At 47.0% G+C, this 16311-nt stretch carries 13 protein-coding genes; 2 read left to right on the top strand and 11 right to left on the bottom strand.

The genetic code is table 11. The features are described from left to right. Window positions 1-43 precede the first annotated feature (43 nt). The gene (locus H6995_11105) at window positions 44-3487 is read left to right on the top strand and encodes an EAL domain-containing protein (protein MCP5215544.1); all 3444 of its coding nucleotides are present in this window, start codon (window positions 44-46) and stop codon (window positions 3485-3487) included. On the opposite strand, the gene H6995_11100 is transcribed toward H6995_11105, so the two are convergent. The 7 genes from H6995_11100 to H6995_11070 all read right to left on the bottom strand — a co-directional run bounded on the left by H6995_11100 (window position 3484) and on the right by H6995_11070 (window position 10164). Then, window positions 3484-5658 (bottom strand): xanthine dehydrogenase family protein molybdopterin-binding subunit, encoded by a 2175-nt coding sequence (locus H6995_11100; protein ID MCP5215543.1) that lies wholly within the window; start codon window positions 5656-5658, stop codon window positions 3484-3486. The two genes, H6995_11105 and H6995_11100, sit on opposite strands and share 4 nt — an antisense overlap. A gap of 12 nt (window positions 5659-5670) precedes the next feature. Continuing rightward, complete coding sequence (locus H6995_11095; protein MCP5215542.1) at window positions 5671-6114, bottom strand: (2Fe-2S)-binding protein; 444 nt, start codon at window positions 6112-6114, stop codon at window positions 5671-5673. Between the two features lie 119 nt (window positions 6115-6233). After that, the gene (locus H6995_11090) at window positions 6234-6632 is read right to left on the bottom strand and encodes a Dabb family protein (GenBank protein ID MCP5215541.1); all 399 of its coding nucleotides are present in this window, start codon (window positions 6630-6632) and stop codon (window positions 6234-6236) included. A 9-nt stretch (window positions 6633-6641) separates the two neighbouring features. Beyond that, entirely contained in the window at window positions 6642-7106 is a 465-nt protein-coding gene (locus H6995_11085; GenBank protein MCP5215540.1) for a YaiI/YqxD family protein, read from the bottom strand. Window positions 7107-7138: 32 nt separating this feature from the next. After that, window positions 7139-7552, bottom strand: coding sequence for a hypothetical protein (locus H6995_11080; protein MCP5215539.1), 414 nt, complete (start codon window positions 7550-7552; stop codon window positions 7139-7141). A gap of 103 nt (window positions 7553-7655) precedes the next feature. After that, window positions 7656-9617 (bottom strand): DEAD/DEAH box helicase, encoded by a 1962-nt coding sequence (locus tag H6995_11075; protein MCP5215538.1) that lies wholly within the window; start codon window positions 9615-9617, stop codon window positions 7656-7658. A 142-nt stretch (window positions 9618-9759) separates the two neighbouring features. Next, window positions 9760-10164, bottom strand: coding sequence for a hypothetical protein (locus H6995_11070; protein MCP5215537.1), 405 nt, complete (start codon window positions 10162-10164; stop codon window positions 9760-9762). 321 nt (window positions 10165-10485) lie between these two features. On the opposite strand from H6995_11070, the gene H6995_11065 reads away from it, so the two are divergent. Then, a complete protein-coding gene (locus H6995_11065; GenBank protein MCP5215536.1) occupies window positions 10486-12219 on the top strand; it encodes a dipeptidase in 1734 nt (577 codons plus the stop codon). Window positions 12220-12390: 171 nt separating this feature from the next. Here H6995_11065 and H6995_11060 read toward each other — a convergent pair whose 3' ends face one another. From H6995_11060 to nhaA, 4 genes are all read right to left on the bottom strand, one after another. Then, complete coding sequence (locus H6995_11060; GenBank protein MCP5215535.1) at window positions 12391-12933, bottom strand: hypothetical protein; 543 nt, start codon at window positions 12931-12933, stop codon at window positions 12391-12393. Further along, entirely contained in the window at window positions 12920-13177 is a 258-nt protein-coding gene (locus tag H6995_11055; protein ID MCP5215534.1) for a hypothetical protein, read from the bottom strand. The genes H6995_11060 and H6995_11055 overlap by 14 nt, the downstream gene beginning before the upstream one ends. A 246-nt stretch (window positions 13178-13423) precedes the next feature. Beyond that, entirely contained in the window at window positions 13424-14578 is a 1155-nt protein-coding gene (locus H6995_11050) for a hypothetical protein (GenBank protein ID MCP5215533.1), read from the bottom strand. A gap of 119 nt (window positions 14579-14697) precedes the next feature. Next, window positions 14698-16062, bottom strand: a complete 1365-nt coding sequence (nhaA, locus tag H6995_11045) for a Na+/H+ antiporter NhaA (protein MCP5215532.1) — start codon at window positions 16060-16062, stop codon at window positions 14698-14700. Window positions 16063-16311: the final 249 nt, after the last annotated feature.

Raw genomic sequence — 16311 nt, 5'->3', positions numbered from 1 at the left:
TAGTCTCAAATACATAGGATGTACGAACAGGGTCGTATTTAGCATGATGGTTAAATCCAAAGCTGACAATAATTGGACCTGTGGTAAACAACGTTCTCTGAGCAGCTTAGTTCTACTCATCTACGTGATATTGATGACTCCCACGAGCGTTTTGGCAGCGGAAACTCCTCAGGTTCTAAAAGCCGGCTTTTATCATCGTTCTCCCGCTATATTTACTGATAAACAAGGCTATCCAACGGATTTCTGGGCAGGCCTAAGCATAGCGTCTCCCAAGGATGGCAGGCTCATGTCCTACTTAGAATCAAGAATTGATCAGCGGTTAAACCAACTTAAGAGCACACCAGATTTAAGTTATTTTCAATTGACCGAAAAATGGTTACTAGATAAGCCCTCGGAAAAACCGATGGTGCCGAACTGGATAAAATGGCTTTTTCTGGCGGGACTATTGATATTTCTTCTGTTATTGGCAGGTACTTTCGTACTGCGGAGCCGCGTCAAAGCTCGAACCAGGGAATTACGACAAGTAGCGTGTGAACGTAGAGACTCTCAGTTGCAATTGCTGGCAAGCGAACAACGACTGCTAGCTATTGTCGATAACGCGCCATCCATTATCTGCTTGAAAGACTTGGAGGGAAAATTTCTCTTAGTCAATAATCAGTTTGAACAATTATTCAATGTGAAACGCGATCAGCTTATCGGTAAAACCGATTTTGATATTTTCCCCAAGGAAATCGCCGAGGGGGTTCAAGCGCAGGATAAGGAGGTGATAAAGAATAATGGGCCATTGATTCAGGAGGATCAGGCGCCGGATCACAACAGTAATCAGTATTACATTACCAAAAAGTTTCCTTTACGCGATGAAAAAGGTAAACCTTACGCCGTTTGTGGTCTTTCGACCAATATTACTAAGTATAAGCACGCGGAAAATCTCATCACCGGACAAAATCAACTGCTGGAACTTATTTCCAGAGGAGATACGTCCTTGTATCAGGTGTTTGAAGCAATTATCAATTTTACTGAAACGCATTGCCCGAATACCAGAGCTTCAATTTTGAGGCTCGAAGAAACTAAGTTACGTCATGGGGCAGCTCCCAGCATGCCATCAGCATATAACGAAATTATCGATGGACTGGAAATAGGGTCAAATATGGGCTCCTGCGGTACAGCGGCTTACTTGAATGAACGGGTTATGGTTGCAGATGTTGCGACAGACCCGCGCTGGGTAGCGTTTAGCGAGCTTGGTGATAAATTTGGCTTCCGCGCCTGTTGGTCTGAGCCGATAGTGGATAGTAAAGGAGTTGTGCTTGGCACCTTTGCGCTATACCGTAAAGAAGCCGGTGTGCCCGATGAAGACGAAATAGCATTGATCGACGCAATGGGTCATATTGTCGGTATTGCCATGGAACGGAAAAAAATACAGGACGAGTTGGCCAGTGCTAATGAGGAATGGATGCAAGCCATGGATGAGTTTGGTGATGCTGTCTTCCTGACTGACATGGAGCGGCGCTTAGTTCGCGCCAATAAAGCATTTTATCACAGAATTGGGTCGACTCCGGCCAAGTCCGTGGGCAAATCGATTCTTGATTCTATGGACCCTCGTCATGACCGCGCTACCTGTAAGGCCTGCCAGTTACAAGATAGGGGGGAGGAAGGCGTGGTTGTTTTTGAACAAGGGGATACCAATAATCCAAGCAGTGATTGGCCAGCAGAGGTCACCATTAAACTGGTGCGGGGAGAATACGGTGCGCCCACCGGAATGTTGGTTACGTTGCGAGATTTGAGCCCCTCTAGAAGGGTAGAGGAGCAGTTAAGATTGGCGGCTAGTGTCTTCGAAAACACTAGCGAAGGAGTGGTCATTACCGACCACCAGGGCAATATTCTTGAGGTTAACGATGCCTGTATTGAGATATTGGGCTACCAGCGGAAGGATGTTGTAGGCCAAAATCCTCGTCTCTGGAAGTCAGAACGTCATGATAAATTATTTTATGAAATTCTGTGGAAGTCCCTCACTGAGGTGGGGCAATGGCGCGGTGAAATTTGGAACCGCCATAAAAATGGGACGGTATTTCCCGTATGGAGTTCTATTAACAAGGTAGAAAACGAACAGGGGCAACTGACCCACTATATTGCGATATTTTCTGATATTAGCCATATCAAAAAATCTCAAGAGCAATTGGATCACCTTGCCCACCATGATGCCCTGACGGGCCTGCCAAATAGGCTTCTCTTGAATGAACGGTTAACCCAATCCATCAAACATGCGGAACGACAAAATACGCAGTTGGCGGTAATCTTTATGGATTTGGATCGCTTCAAAAATATTAATGACAGCCTAGGGCATCCCGCAGGCGATTCCTTATTAAGCGCCATTGCGCAGACGTTGAAAAAAACGGTACGGTCGGGGGATACCGTGGCCCGTATTGGAGGAGATGAATTTGTCCTGCTGCTGGAAGATATTGGCTCATCATATCATGCCGCCAGCATCGCAGAAAAAGTGATGCGCGTATTTGCCAACTGTGTACAAATCGGCGGTAGGGAAATTCAAACCACCGCTAGTATGGGGATTAGTCTTTATCCTCAGGACGGTAAAGATGCTGCTGAATTGTTAAGAAATGCCGATGCCGCTATGTATCGAGCTAAAGATGAAGGGCGCAATACCTTTGAGTTTTATACGGAAGAATTGACGCGTAATGCATTTGAACGAGTGCTTTTGGAAAACAGTCTGCGTCAAGCGTTAATTCAAGAGCAATTTGTGTTGTTCTATCAGCCTCAGGTAGACATAGCGTCAGGCAAAATTATTGGGGCCGAGGCACTGATTCGTTGGCAACATCCCGAGCAAGGTTTGGTTTCCCCCGTTAAATTCATTCCTATCGCGGAGGAGTGTGGCCTCATTCATTCGATCGGTGAATGGGTTTTACGTACAGCTTGCACGCAGGGAAAAGTCTGGCATGACAAAGGTATCGAGTTCGGATCGATTGCCGTTAATATTGCGGGCACCCAAATCCAACGCAGTGGACTAGCGAAAGAGGTAAGGAAAATTCTTGAGGAGACGCAGTTACCCGCTGCTAAGCTTGAACTTGAGATTACGGAAGGCTTTATTATGCAGCAGGCCAATTTCGCCATCAGCCAACTGGAGGAAGTGAGAAGCCTGGGTGTCGGGCTGGCGATAGATGATTTTGGTACAGGCTATTCGTCATTGAGTTATTTGAAAAAATTGCCCATTCATAAATTGAAAATTGACGGTTCCTTTATTCGAGATATACCAGGTGACTCCAATGATATGGCAATCTCCAACGCTATCATCGGATTGGGTAAAAACCTTGACTTAAGGGTAGTTGCTGAGGGTATTGAAACCACTGAACAGGCTAACTTTCTCCGACAAGCGGGTTGCTCGGAGGGTCAGGGTTTTCTCTATAGTCGTCCTGTTACTGCGACTGAGTTTGAGGCGCTTGTCCGCAAAGGCCGGGATTTACGGCTGGTTAGCTAGCCAGGGGTTTCTTCAACGGCAATGGACAAATCGATATTAGCTATCGGTAATTGCCGAATTCGGTGTTTGGTAAGCTTAAATATCGCGTTGGTCACCGCTGCCGCTGTTGGCGGCGTACCGGGTTCGCCTATTCCGCCGGTCTCCGCACCGCTTTGAATAATTTTCACTGCTACATCCGGCATCATGTTAGGCGGTAATATCCGATAATTATGGAAGTTACTCTGCTCGGCTTTACCCTTTGCGAAAGTAACCTCTTCAAAAAATAATTGTGATAAGCCTGTGGAAATGCCGCTTTGCATTTGTGCCTCGATAGTGTCTGGATTAACGGCAGTGCCGCAGTCGACCGCGCACCAAATCTTATGGACATTGGCCTGACCTTCCTCAATGGAAACCTTGGCAACCTGAGCTACGATGGAATTAAAGGATTTGTGCATAGCGAAGCCATAGGCATATCGCACGCCGGACACCTCCTGAATGCCCGCCCGATAACCAGCCATCTCGGTGACGCTATTTAAAAGTCTGAGGAAGCGAGGGGCTTCGGAAAGCAGGCCGCGTCTGAACTCGACGGGCTCTTTATCGGTGGCATAGGCCATTTCGTCAACGAAGCTTTCGGTGATAAAACCGTTAAAAGAGTGCCCGACCGAACGCCAAAAGCCGATCGGAATAGGATGTTTGTGCTCTACCCAATCAACCCGCTTATTGGTGATCTGGTAGGGTTGATCTCTAGCACCCTCAACCACGGAATTATCCACCTCGTTGGGCTTGGGGCGAGATAAGCGCCCAGAGGGACCCTCGCCGGCCAGTGTTGAATGCCAGCCGCTAATACTACCTGTTTGGTCAATGGCTGCACGATGTTTTACCACCGTCATTGGCCGGAAAAAGTCCTGTTGTATATCTTCTTCCCGAGTCCATATCACTTTAATGGGCTTGCCCAGTTTTTTCGAGAGCAGTACGGCCTGTTCAGCGTAGTCTGAGTAAAAACGACGACCAAAACCGCCACCGAGAAAGGGCGTATGTACAGTGATTTTAGAAAGTGGTAGACCAGTAAGGTTGGCCGCCATTTCAGCAAAAAAATCGGCACCCTGATTTGGCGCCCAAAGTTCGCAGGATTTATTGGTGACTAACGCTGTACAGTTCATTGGCTCCATAGTTGTGTGCGCCAAAAAAGGCACTTCATAGACCGCACTTATTACATGCTTTGCCTGTTTGAATGCCAGCGTAACATCGCCTTTGGTTTCTGCGGTAATACCGGGCTCATCCAAGCGTGCAATCATTTGCTGGGCAAGATTAGCTGATGAAAAGGCCTCGTTTTCTGATGCTTCAAAAACAACAGGCAGTTGATCGAGTGCCTGCTTCGCATGCCAAAAAGTGTCGGCCACCACTGCTACGCCATGAGGGATAGGCTCGATGGCAATAATACCCGCTAATTTACTGACGGCTTCGGTATCAAAAGATTTTAGCGCAGCGCCATAGACTGGACTTTTCTTAACCGCAGCATAGAGCATGCCCGGTACTTTAACATCGATACCAAATTCAGCAGAGCCGTCTGTTTTGACTTTCGAATCGGTACGCTTGACGGGTTTGCCAATGTAACGAAATGCCGAAGGTGGTTTTAGAATGGGATTATCTGGTGGTGTTATTTTTGCCGCTTGTTGTACTAGGCTGCCATAGGTGAGCTTGCGCCCTGTCGAGCTGTGTAATACATAGCCTAATTCAGTTTGCAATTGCGTGACAGGGACTTGCCAGGTTTGAGCGGCGGCTTCCAATAGCATACTACGGGCTGCTGCTCCAGCACTGCGCATCGTGTCATAGCTCGAACGAATACTAAAACTCCCGCCGGTGAAACGTCGAGTGCCACCAAACATGATTTTATACTCATCTCCGTGCGGTGCCTGTACGACTTTTATAGCCTCTATATTGATATCCAATTCTTCGGCAACCAACATGGGTAGCGAAGTGTAAGTACCTTGGCCCATTTCGATAAAAGGGCTATAGAAGGTGACTTTACCGTTGTTGTCGAGCTTTAAGAATGCATTCAGACGGGTTGGGGTGGGTATTGATGTATCCGACAGTGCCAACCGAGGTCTTAAGGGGAGGGTAAAGGCCAAGAGAAGACTAGTGGCACCACCCTTTACTAACTGTCGACGAGAGATATTAATGATGTCGTCCATAAGCGCCTCCTACTAGGCTTTGGCGGCGTTTTTAACGGCTTGTTTAATGCGAAGGTAACTACCGCAACGACATAGATTAGTCATCGCAGCTTCAATTTGTGCGTCGCTGGGATTCGGGGTGTCCTGCAGCAGCGCCGCGGCTGTCATGATTTGCCCGGATTGACAATAACCGCACTGCGGCACATCTATTTCCTGCCACGCTTTTTGGACGGGGTGGTCAGCGTTTTTTGAGAGCCCTTCGATAGTCGTGATTTTTTTACCTACAGCAGCGCTGACCGGTAATACACAGGAACGCACTGCTTTGCCATCAAGATGAACCGTACAGGCCCCGCATTGGGCGATACCACAGCCGAACTTAGTGCCGGTTAATCCGAGGTTGTCACGAATAGCCCAAAGTAGTGGAGTGTCAGGCTCAAGCTCAATTTGATATTCAATCCCATTGATATGCAATTTCATAACGTTGACTACCTGATGCCGGGGAGAATGGAATTACCTATTTTTACATGTAATCGTTATGAGAAGCAATTGCGTTTAACCAAAGTGATACTAATCGACCTGCACTAATTACGGTATTACTAATCAACGTAGTTATAGACAATGTAACGCGCCACCAAAGGTTTTAGTATTTCGCTTTTTACCTTGTTGTGGACTGGGTGATTTTGGTAGGAGGCTAAAGCTGCTTGGTCTTTTAACACGATGGTTAGGGCGACATCAAAGGAATCATCGACAACTGCCCGTTCGCTGGCAAAGGTTCTACCGGCGCTGACTGCGATCACACCCGGGATGTCGCGCAGCGACTTAGTGCCGTCGATTAGAGCCTGTTGTGCCTCAGTGTCGCCGGGTTGTTTGAGCCAAGCGACCACGACGTGATAAATGTAATCTTGCTTTGCTGCTACGGGATTGTTCGAAGTACAACCGCTGAAAACACTAAGTAAAATTGCGACAGCTAAATAGCGGTTAGTCCGGGGTTTCATGGTGACGCCTCAGTCTGTGTTGGTTGAGTGCTTGTATTTGGCTAACAATCTATCCAAGGAATTAGCAAATGCTTGTCTGTCAGTTTGGCTTAGCGGTGGTGGTCCGCCGCTCGCCTGTCCGATACTACGCATTTCCTCCATGAAATTACGCATCGCTAAACGTTGGCGAATATTGGATTCAGTATAAAGTGTACCGCGCGGATTAATGGCCACCCCTTTTTTCTCGATCACCTCAGCCGCAAGGGGAATATCGGCAGTGATGACGAGGTCATCGGGCTGTAGTTGCTGCACGATAAAGTTATCAGCAACATCAAAGCCTGAGGTGACCTGGATAAAACGTAGTTGGGGTTGATTGGGAATACGCATGGCGTGATTGGCGACCAACGTCGTAGGAATCTGAGTGCGCTGGCTGGCGCGAAAAAGGATTTCTTTAATTACCGCCGGACAAGCATCAGCATCGACCCAGATATGCATTATTGTGGCTACAGACTGTCAGCAGGTGCAGTTCAAGGCATTTGTATTTTGCCACCGCCCATCATGCCGCCTGGGCCGCCCATACCGCCCATGCCACCCACATCTCCGGGTACCACAATAGAAGATGCCGCGTTACGCCGCATTTCTTCTAATTCTTTCATGGTTTGCTCGATACCAACGCGCGCTGCTTCGCCGAATTTGGCGGCAGCTTCACCGATATTGTTTGCATCAATATCAAAATTAATGGGCAGTGCGCCAGCAGGTGTCATAATCTGCGTTTGGCCAGAATAGATAATATCCCGCGACGCGTCAGCGCCACCGGTTTCGGTAACTGGTGTAAGGACGCGAATGGTGCCAATTTTAAGATCGGTAAACACTTCTTCACGGTAAAGCTCGTTCGGTGCCATGTTGATCTCAGGTAAACCTTGAGTTGTATCTGGAGTCATAACTACCTCTATATTAAATCAATCGGTTAGTGTGAACCCTACCGAAAAAACAAACCTGTGACAATGAGCGGTGGTGAAATCTCGAGGGATTCACATCCCTAGGTTATTTTTTTGGACGCACTGCTTTCTTGCTTCGAGGTTCAGACATCTTTTTGGTGGTTCCTGCTTTTCCGGCATCGGCCTTTTTAAAGTTAGGTTTTGCTGATTTCGGTTTGGCCGTTTCACCAATGCGCGAAATATTCAATTTTTGATTCCGTACCCAGACTTTTTTCAAATGTTTCAACACATCCTTGGGCATGCCCTCTGGCAACTCTACGGTACTGAAGTTTTCCTGAATATCAATACGGCCAAAATACTGGCTATCAACGCCTGCTTCATTGGCGATGGCGCCGACGATATCGCCCGGTGTCACGGCATGACTACTGCCTACCTCCAGGCGGTAAAGTTCCAACGGTACTGTTGGTATTTCGCGTCGACGAGGGCGGCGTTCTGCCCTGTCTTGCGCTACTTCCTCCGTTGGGCGACGATCTTTTGATCCCTCACTTATGCTCTTACCGTTGCGGTCGTGTCGATCAAGGCTACTTCTTACGGGCCTTTCGCGTGCGGACTTGTCTCGATTTGTCTGCGTTTTTTCAGGGCGGTCTTTACCACCGCGCTCTTTGTTAAAACGATCTTTTGTGGGCCGTTCTTTTCTTGAACCTTCCTTAGCGAATTTATCTTTTCTGGGCTTTTCCTTTGGCTCCGGTGGTGCTTGCAGCGGTCGACTTTCCTGTAATAAGAAAGCCAGGGTAGCTGCTAACGACTCTGGTGTTTCACCCATTTCATTGCACAGGTTGACAATGAGCGAGTCAAAAAATTGTTTCGGGGTATTAGGAATGGCCTCGTTAATTTTTTGTTTAAAACGCTGAATACGCTGGTTGGTAATGTCCTCCGGCGAAGGTAGTGCGATACGGCTGATACGTTGCCCGGTAGTTCTTTCAATCGACCGCAGTAAATGCTGCTCGCGTGGCGTGACAAACAGCACCGCGTGGCCGCTGCGCCCGGCGCGTCCGGTACGACCAATACGGTGGACATAGGCTTCGCTATCATAGGGAATATCGTAATTCACCACGTGGCTAATGCGCTCGACATCCAGACCACGAGCGGCAACGTCGGTGGCGACTAAAATATCAATGCGACCTTCCTTAAGTTGGCGTATGGTTTTCTCGCGTTGGCTTTGGCTCATATCGCCATTAATCGCTGCGCAACTATGGCCACGGGCAGAAATTTTCTCGGCGAGTTGAGTGGTGGTTTCGCGCGTGCGTACAAAAATAATGGCCGCCTCAATTTCTTCAAATTCGAGGAGACGGGTCAGCGCGTCTATCTTCTGCTGCTGGTTAACCATCCAAAAGCGTTGATCAATAGTATCGACAGTAACGTTTTGGCCTTTGATGTGAATATGTTCTGGATTCTCTAAAAAACGATTGGCTACCTTACGGATTGGGCCGGGCAAAGTAGCTGAAAACAGCGCGGTTTGTTTATTACCGGTGATATGCGACAAAATAGTTTCGACATCATCGATAAAACCCATGCGTAGCATTTCGTCAGCTTCGTCCAGCACTAGAAATTTAATATCCGAGAGGATCAGGCTTTTACGGCGCAAGTGATCTAGTACACGCCCAGGCGTACCAACAATAACTTGTACACCTCTTCGTAGTTGTTTGAGCTGAGTGCTCATGTCCTGACCACCGTAGATTGGCAGAACGTGAAAATCTTTCATGAAACGGGCGTAGGATTGAAATGCCTCAGCTACCTGAATCGCCAGTTCGCGTGTAGGGGTTAAAATCAGTGCTTGTGGGTGTTTTGCCGATTGATCAATGTTAGCGAGCATCGGTAATGCGAAGGCCGCAGTTTTCCCTGTGCCGGTTTGTGCTTGCCCAATAATGTCCCGCCCGGACATTAACGCGGGAATACTCGCTGCCTGAATGGGTGAAGGTGTTTCGTAACCCACACTGTGCAGTGCTTTTAGCAGGGGTGCAGGGAGTCCCAATTCAGCGAAGGAAAGGGTCGTTTTTTCGTCGGTCATGAAATGCGCCTGGTTGGCGCTACGAAGCTGGTATGTTCAGGGAGGTGGCCAGGCAAGTAGCGATGTTACAAAAGGGCGATTATTCTACCCTAATTTAAAGGAAAACGCAGGATTTATTTTGGTTGGCCAACAGAGCGATTCATTAAATCAGGTTTTTTAGTTTTGCCGCTATCCGTGGCGAAATAAGCGTTACGAAGATAACCAGGATAAAGAGATTGCCTTCACTTGGGTTAAATACTTTAGTGATATCCAGCCATTGCTTACCAAGGAAGTAATGTCCAAATAAAAACTCAAAAGACAGCGTCAAAGCTGCCCATAATAACCCAACCGTTAAATAGGTTGTTTGCTTAGAGGAAGCGATCAATGAGACAAGCAGATAGGTGATAATAAAAATGAATATCGATAGTAGAATGCCACTTAAGGGTAATGCTAATGCAGCCCCAAACCAAGGAGTTAGTAAGTCTTCGCGCAACACACCGTTGATAATGGCCGCCATGACAAATAATAACCAAATACCTGTTGCTTTGATGACTTGAAAATGTGACATGATAATCTCTTGGTCTAGTCAAGCGGAGAAAGATCACCGTTCGAGAACAAAGCCATGTTGCTGTATTAATTTGTCACGAAGAGCGAGGGTAATTTCCGCGCTACCAGCTTCAAATAAGTAAATTTTGCACCCGATTAGCTACTTAAGGGTTGAGATTGCAGAATTTTTTGGCCAAATTTGAATAAGACACTCAGCTGTCGTAATCTCACTTTTTAAAATGGCTTTAACGGATTTTGCCATATTATTTTATCGGCATTAATTAGTGGTTCCAAGCAATGCTTTGTTGATCGTTTTTTATTCTGACGGATTTAAAGGGTTTTAATGGTATTTAAAGTACGCAAGAGGTTGTTTAAATTATTCCTGGTGATGCTACTGGCTTCCACTACGGTGCCCTATGCTCAAGCACAGATTACGAAGGAGCAGTCACAGCGCATTCTTAAACAATACGAACAAAAAACTGTTACAGGCTTTCGCCCATTCTTAAGTTCAGTCGCTCAGCAGCACGCCACCTTGGCGAACACCATCCATCGATATCTTGCGGAACAAAGACTTAATCAAAAAGAGCAGAATGACATTTATCGGTTATTAGGTATTTACACAACCCAAAGATATGGCCGTGAGGCGATAGCAATGCTCAAGTACTTGGTGGCATTTGACACCTCTATTGTCGAGTCGGTACCGCAACACGAAAATCCACAGATGGTCGCGCTAGGTAAAGAGCTGGAAAAAATCGCTAACGAATTTGGCCTAGCCTACCTAAATGTGGATAACCATGTGTTTGAAATCACATTGGCGGGGGATACGCCAGATCTTATCGGCTTCCATGCCCATGCGGATGTTGTCCCGGTGAATAGAGATTTGTGGGTATTGGCGGACAATACCCGGCTCGATCCCTTCAAGGTCACGACCATTGGTAATCGTATGTATGGCCGAGGCACGCAGGACGATAAATGCGGCATAGTGGTTTCCCTGTTTGCGATGAGGGTTATTAAAGAGGAAAGCCTACCTCTGCGCCAAACTTTGCGGTTGATCATCGATACGACCGAGGAAACCAGCGGTACTGCGATTCCCTATTATATGGAACGTCGACCAATGCCGCTCTATAACCTTGCGCTAGATGGATCTTACCCCGTGGTGATCGCGGAAAAAGGCTACGGCACAGTAATGGCGAGTTTTCCTTTACGCGAGGTTAAGGGTGAGGCATTAAGAATTGTTGGGCTTAGCGGAGGGCTGGCTACTAATCAGATTCCACAAGCGGCGACAGCACATTTCGCCGGCAACGGGTTGAACAGGCTAAAGCGCAACATCGACCAGGCAAGTGAGGCCTATGTGCAACAGCGCGGCGCAAATTTTAGCATGCAGTCGGAGCTAAAGGATGACCTGTTAGTGCTCAAAGTGACTGGCGTTTCCGCCCATTCATCGCAGCCGGAATCAGGGGTTAACCCAGTGTCTCGGTTGTTGGAATTTATTGCGGATAATTATCAGGCTTTCGAAATCGTACCTAATCACTTTACCGACGCCGCCATTTATGGCACGCAAAACTGGGGCGTAGATTTTTATGGGAAGCAAGTTGGGATAGATTTCGTGAATGACTTCATGGGGCCATTGACTGCCGCGCAGACTTATATCGGGCTGGATAGAGACAGCCTAAAAACAGCCGTGAATATCCGTTTGCCCCGTGGCAAAACCAGTGATGAGTTAAAGCAAGAGTTGGCGCTTAAGCTCGAGTTATGGCAGCAAAGGTCTTTGATGGATATTAAAATTGAGCATAGCCAAGCCGAACCCATGTACCGTAATCCGGAAGGCGCATGGGTGAAAAATCTACTGGCGATTGCGGCGGAAAACCTAAATATCGAACCAGAGTTTGGCTCTTCCAATGGCGCGACCTCGGCACACAATCTGCCTAATGGTGTGCAATTCGGTCTTGCTTTGGCAACGGAAAAATACACCGGCCATAACGCCAATGAGTTTAAAACGATTGACCAGTTTTTTTTGGATTTGCAGATAGTGACAGAGGCCTTTATTCGGGTGGGCAATTTGGCTTCAATGCAGTAGTCTGCTGCTGTTGCCTTGCTTGATTCATGATTATTTTATTTAGTCCTCACGTGAGTTTTGAATTAAGAAAAGCGCATTGATTTATTTTCGCCGGGTTTGCGAGGAGGGGAGGAGGCGTCAACAAATCAAGCGCTGGCGGTTAGACTCCGCAAATCGAATATTTGGTTTTGTTTAATGACAAATTTTGGTTTTTCCAGCCCAGCAAATATCTGTCGTTAGTGTCACTAACTCCTCGGCTTTCGTCTGGTCTTTCATTCTTTCCAGAAAAGGGCGCAGACGCTCCAACGAGGGCTGCAAACAACTATATGCGAGGGCGCGATTATCCGCCGGTAATGCTTCGTCATTACAGATGACCATCAGCTCTCGATGCATGTGGATCAGTAGTTCACCCGCTTGTGGGTGGCGGTTTTGCTGTGCTAGCGTGACAGACAAATTATGGCTTGAGATGAGGAGCCGGTCGGCTGCATATAGCTGCCCCGGATAACTCGTTTTATTACGGATTAAAATCCTTGCAATTTCACATGCGGCACCGAAATACTGATTTGCCAACTCGAGGTTGTCGGTATTGAAAGCTCGATTACCGGAGATGATTATCCGTGCCCAGTTAATGCAAGCCTTACCTGGATTGAGTGCCGTATCAGCTAAATGTTTGTCGCACAGATAGCGTGGCAGTGCTTGCTTGAATGATGCGTCCTGACTTTTATTTGTCGCCATTACAGAGGCTCCTCCTGATCATGGATTGTTGTGAGCGGTAGCGGTTTTTGTAATAAACCTCCTGTGCACTCGCCAGTAAAATCAGCTTTTTGAAAAGTTGCTGCATTTCGCGTCGATAAACAGAAACGTCCAACTCTTCTAGAGAAGGGCAATCCCATGTCAGGGAGGTCGATCCATTGGCCGGATTGATAACACGTAGGCGGGGTGCGCCTTCCTCCAGCCATGCCTGAAAAATGTAACCCATCGTTTTATCTCCATTAAGTGAGAGTCGTTTACATTAACGCTAATGATAATCATTATCATTTAAAAGGCAAGCGGTTTCTTCACTTTTTTGGAAGGGTGTTGAGAGAGTGTCTCGCTCCACTATGCAGACAAAACGAATTTAAAGTCTTTCAGGTATGCCGTTAAGGTGTGGCCATAAACAATGAAGTGAGCAATAGCTTGAGTTTTATAAACGCTCCTTAGCTTCATGTTAATCGTAAAGGGGAGACTAATTGGTGCAAGCTTCCCCTATCTGCGCCATAGACTTAGCAATAATTGCAGAGTTTGCCTGTTTGGTATGACGATCGATCTCAATATCCTCGCAGGCTGAGAACGCCGTTTGTTTAACATCTTTTACCTCTTGTTCGTATGCCAGCATTGCGCACTGCCCCTGGATTTTTAACAGTTTCTTACCGGCTGGGTTTTCTGATATGACGACCCCCCCTACGCCTTTATAATCGATATATAAGCGGTAGTAAGTTGGCTTAACGCCAAACATCGCGATTGAAGCGATAAACCCTCCAGTGCACTCATTGCCAGAATAGGCCGATATGCCGTGCATGGGTGGTAAAAATCCCCAATTGCCAGATTCTGATGGATTAGTCGCGGCCATAGTAATAGCCCTGTGCAGTTCTTTGATTTGTTCGGCTTTGCTGGGTGCTGCCGTGACCATGGGGGCACGGTCAAAAGGTCTGTATTCGGTGTCGTGCGGTAGCCAGCTGTATACAAAATCGGGAACTTTATCTTGTTCGTGATTATCGACCATCTCCATGGCGTCATACAACAACGTTGCTTTGGCATTACCCAGGAGTTTATCCTCCTTTACGTCAGGCCCGGATTCGTAGGCGGTTGCTATGATATCGCGGATGGGCTTGTAACCATTTTCTATGCTGCTGTTCTTCCATTCCGCATAGAACTTGCTGGCGATGAATTGTGTTGCGCGCTGCCAGGCTGGGCTACCCAGGTAGGCCAGAATGATCAGCTCCTTCATTTCGGGCTCACCTTTGAGCCAGTAATCGTTCATGTTTTTTGGTGAAACAAGCGTCGTTAACACCTGCCTGGCTTCAGCATTAGGGGGGGTGATATCGATTTGTGCACCAGTTGGCCCGCTCAGCCGTAAGCCACTACTGTTTTGAGATAACAACTCTAGCAAAATCTCTTTATCGCTCTCATCGATTTGAGTGTTGGCGAGCATGGCGTAAGTAAGGGTGAAGGCGGCGGTACGGTCTAGTGGTACGTCTTTGATCTGTGTTGCAGCATAAAAAACCTGATTATCCGTGGTGCTGGCCTGGCCATCGATGACATTCGCCATAGCGGTTTGCGCGGAACTTAATAATATTACTGCGAGCCACCAGGTTGATCTCTGTAAAGCAGTAATCAGCATTTTTATTCCTTATTGGTAAGCGGGGCGGAGTAAAAAGAATTATAAATTAAATGGGGGCTCGTGAGAGACCCAATCTTTCTCAAATTATTAAGGTAGGAAATGACACCTCTAGTGTCTACTTAGCTTTTAGTGGCTTCTTTTTGTTCGGTTTTATTTTTAGCAACAACCCGGATATATAATATGCCAAGAATTGCAGAGATAACTGAAGCGAACAAAATTGAAGTTTTAGCGCTATGCAGATGCAATGGTTGCGTGTCAAATCCCAGTGTGGCTATAAATGTAGACATTGTGAAGCCAATGCCAGCTAGCAGTGAAACACCGATTACGTGGTGTAGATTAATGCCGTCCGGTAAACACCCGATTTTGTACTTTAGTCCAAGCCAGCATGCACCTGTAATACCTACAAATTTGCCCACTACCAGTCCCGTAATGATCCCCAATCCGGTCGGATGTTGAAGGCTTTCGATAAATGAGTTTAAGCTAAAGGCCACGCCTGCATTAGCCAGAGCAAACAGTGGCAAGACAAATAATGCGACGGGTAAGTCCAGCGCATCTTCCCAGCGACGCAAGGGTGTGCTGGCGCGTTCCGCATAATCACGTATCTCTAACACTTGCTCATGATCCTGGCGACTACCAAGAACATCGACCTGGTCTTCATTTTTTTGTATTGAGTTAATTTTAGTTTTCGCTTTATCGAGTAATTTATCAGGCGATAAAAATGGTCGTGCAGGTATTGTTAACGCAATCGCGACGCCAGCGAAAGTGGGATGAACGCCGGATTTAAGCATCGTCCACCAGGCAGCGACCCCTACGACTATATAGAAAATTGGTTGGTGGACACCTGCATAATTAGCTACTGCCAAAAATGCGATTAGAGCAAATGAGATGAGCAGAAAGGTTACAGATATTTCCTGTGTATAGAACAATGCAATGACTAGTATAGCGCCGACATCGTCAACAATGGCGAGACCAACAAGAAATGCTAACAGACTAGTAGGGATGTGTTTTCTAATGAGGGCGAGCACACCTAACGCAAATGCCGTATCTGTCGCCATCGGGATGCCCCATCCAATCTGTGAATCTAATGACCAGTTGAATAAGGAATAGATTACTGCTGGAAAAACCATTCCACCGCCAGCACAAAGAATCAACATGCGTCGATTTTCTGACAAAGCTAGATCTCCAGCGAGTACTTCACGTTTGATCTCAAGTCCGATGAGGAAGAAAAATATGACCATTAAGCCATCATTTATAACGTGTTTAACTGAAGCTTGCAGCTCTAGATCACCCAGAAAAATACCTATCGGTGTATGTGTTAGATTCTGATAGGTAGAAGAATAATCTGAATTTGCCCACCACAGGGCCACGATAGTGGCGACCAGAAGAAACAGGCTAGATGTTGTCTGCGCACGGATAAAGTTTGAAAAAGGAGGTTGAATATTCTCCAGACCACGCTGCAATATATTATTTGTGTCATCAGCCATTTTAGTAAGCCTAATGGTATTTTATTCAGCTAGACAAATTATATCTAGAAATGAGTGCCAATGGGCATAAGCGTCCACCCATTGACAGTTGGGGTATACCAACACTGGTGTGACGGCCCGAGTATAGCGACATCCGGGGTACAAGGCGCCCGAACGTTCATGGCCTGATAGCCGCTTCAGCCTTTCGGCGTTCAACCAACCAGACTTTGAGGGTAAATTGCTGGGTAACGCCGATAAGAGCAGTTCCAC

It is taken from the genome of Pseudomonadales bacterium, assembly GCA_024234615.1.
In the GTDB taxonomy this organism is placed as follows: Bacteria; Pseudomonadota; Gammaproteobacteria; order Pseudomonadales; family IMCC2047; genus JAJFKB01.
The sequence above is the reverse complement of the archived record's forward strand: the minus strand, read 5'-3'. Positions and strand labels throughout refer to the sequence as shown.

Excerpts from the sequence above, each read along its gene's own strand:
- H6995_11105 (MCP5215544.1), top strand. The coding sequence starts at position 44 with ATGATGGTTAAATCCAAAGCTGACAATAATTGGACCTGTGGTAAACAA.
- H6995_11100 (MCP5215543.1), bottom strand. The coding sequence starts at position 5,658 with ATGGACGACATCATTAATATCTCTCGTCGACAGTTAGTAAAGGGTGGT.
- H6995_11095 (MCP5215542.1), bottom strand. The coding sequence starts at position 6,114 with ATGAAATTGCATATCAATGGGATTGAATATCAAATTGAGCTTGAGCCT.
- H6995_11090 (MCP5215541.1), bottom strand. The coding sequence starts at position 6,632 with ATGAAACCCCGGACTAACCGCTATTTAGCTGTCGCAATTTTACTTAGT.
- H6995_11085 (MCP5215540.1), bottom strand. The coding sequence starts at position 7,106 with ATGCATATCTGGGTCGATGCTGATGCTTGTCCGGCGGTAATTAAAGAA.
- H6995_11080 (MCP5215539.1), bottom strand. The coding sequence starts at position 7,552 with ATGACTCCAGATACAACTCAAGGTTTACCTGAGATCAACATGGCACCG.
- H6995_11075 (MCP5215538.1), bottom strand. The coding sequence starts at position 9,617 with ATGACCGACGAAAAAACGACCCTTTCCTTCGCTGAATTGGGACTCCCT.
- H6995_11070 (MCP5215537.1), bottom strand. The coding sequence starts at position 10,164 with ATGTCACATTTTCAAGTCATCAAAGCAACAGGTATTTGGTTATTATTT.
- H6995_11065 (MCP5215536.1), top strand. The coding sequence starts at position 10,486 with ATGGTATTTAAAGTACGCAAGAGGTTGTTTAAATTATTCCTGGTGATG.
- H6995_11060 (MCP5215535.1), bottom strand. The coding sequence starts at position 12,933 with ATGGCGACAAATAAAAGTCAGGACGCATCATTCAAGCAAGCACTGCCA.
- H6995_11055 (MCP5215534.1), bottom strand. The coding sequence starts at position 13,177 with ATGGGTTACATTTTTCAGGCATGGCTGGAGGAAGGCGCACCCCGCCTA.
- H6995_11050 (MCP5215533.1), bottom strand. The coding sequence starts at position 14,578 with ATGCTGATTACTGCTTTACAGAGATCAACCTGGTGGCTCGCAGTAATA.
- nhaA (MCP5215532.1), bottom strand. The coding sequence starts at position 16,062 with ATGGCTGATGACACAAATAATATATTGCAGCGTGGTCTGGAGAATATT.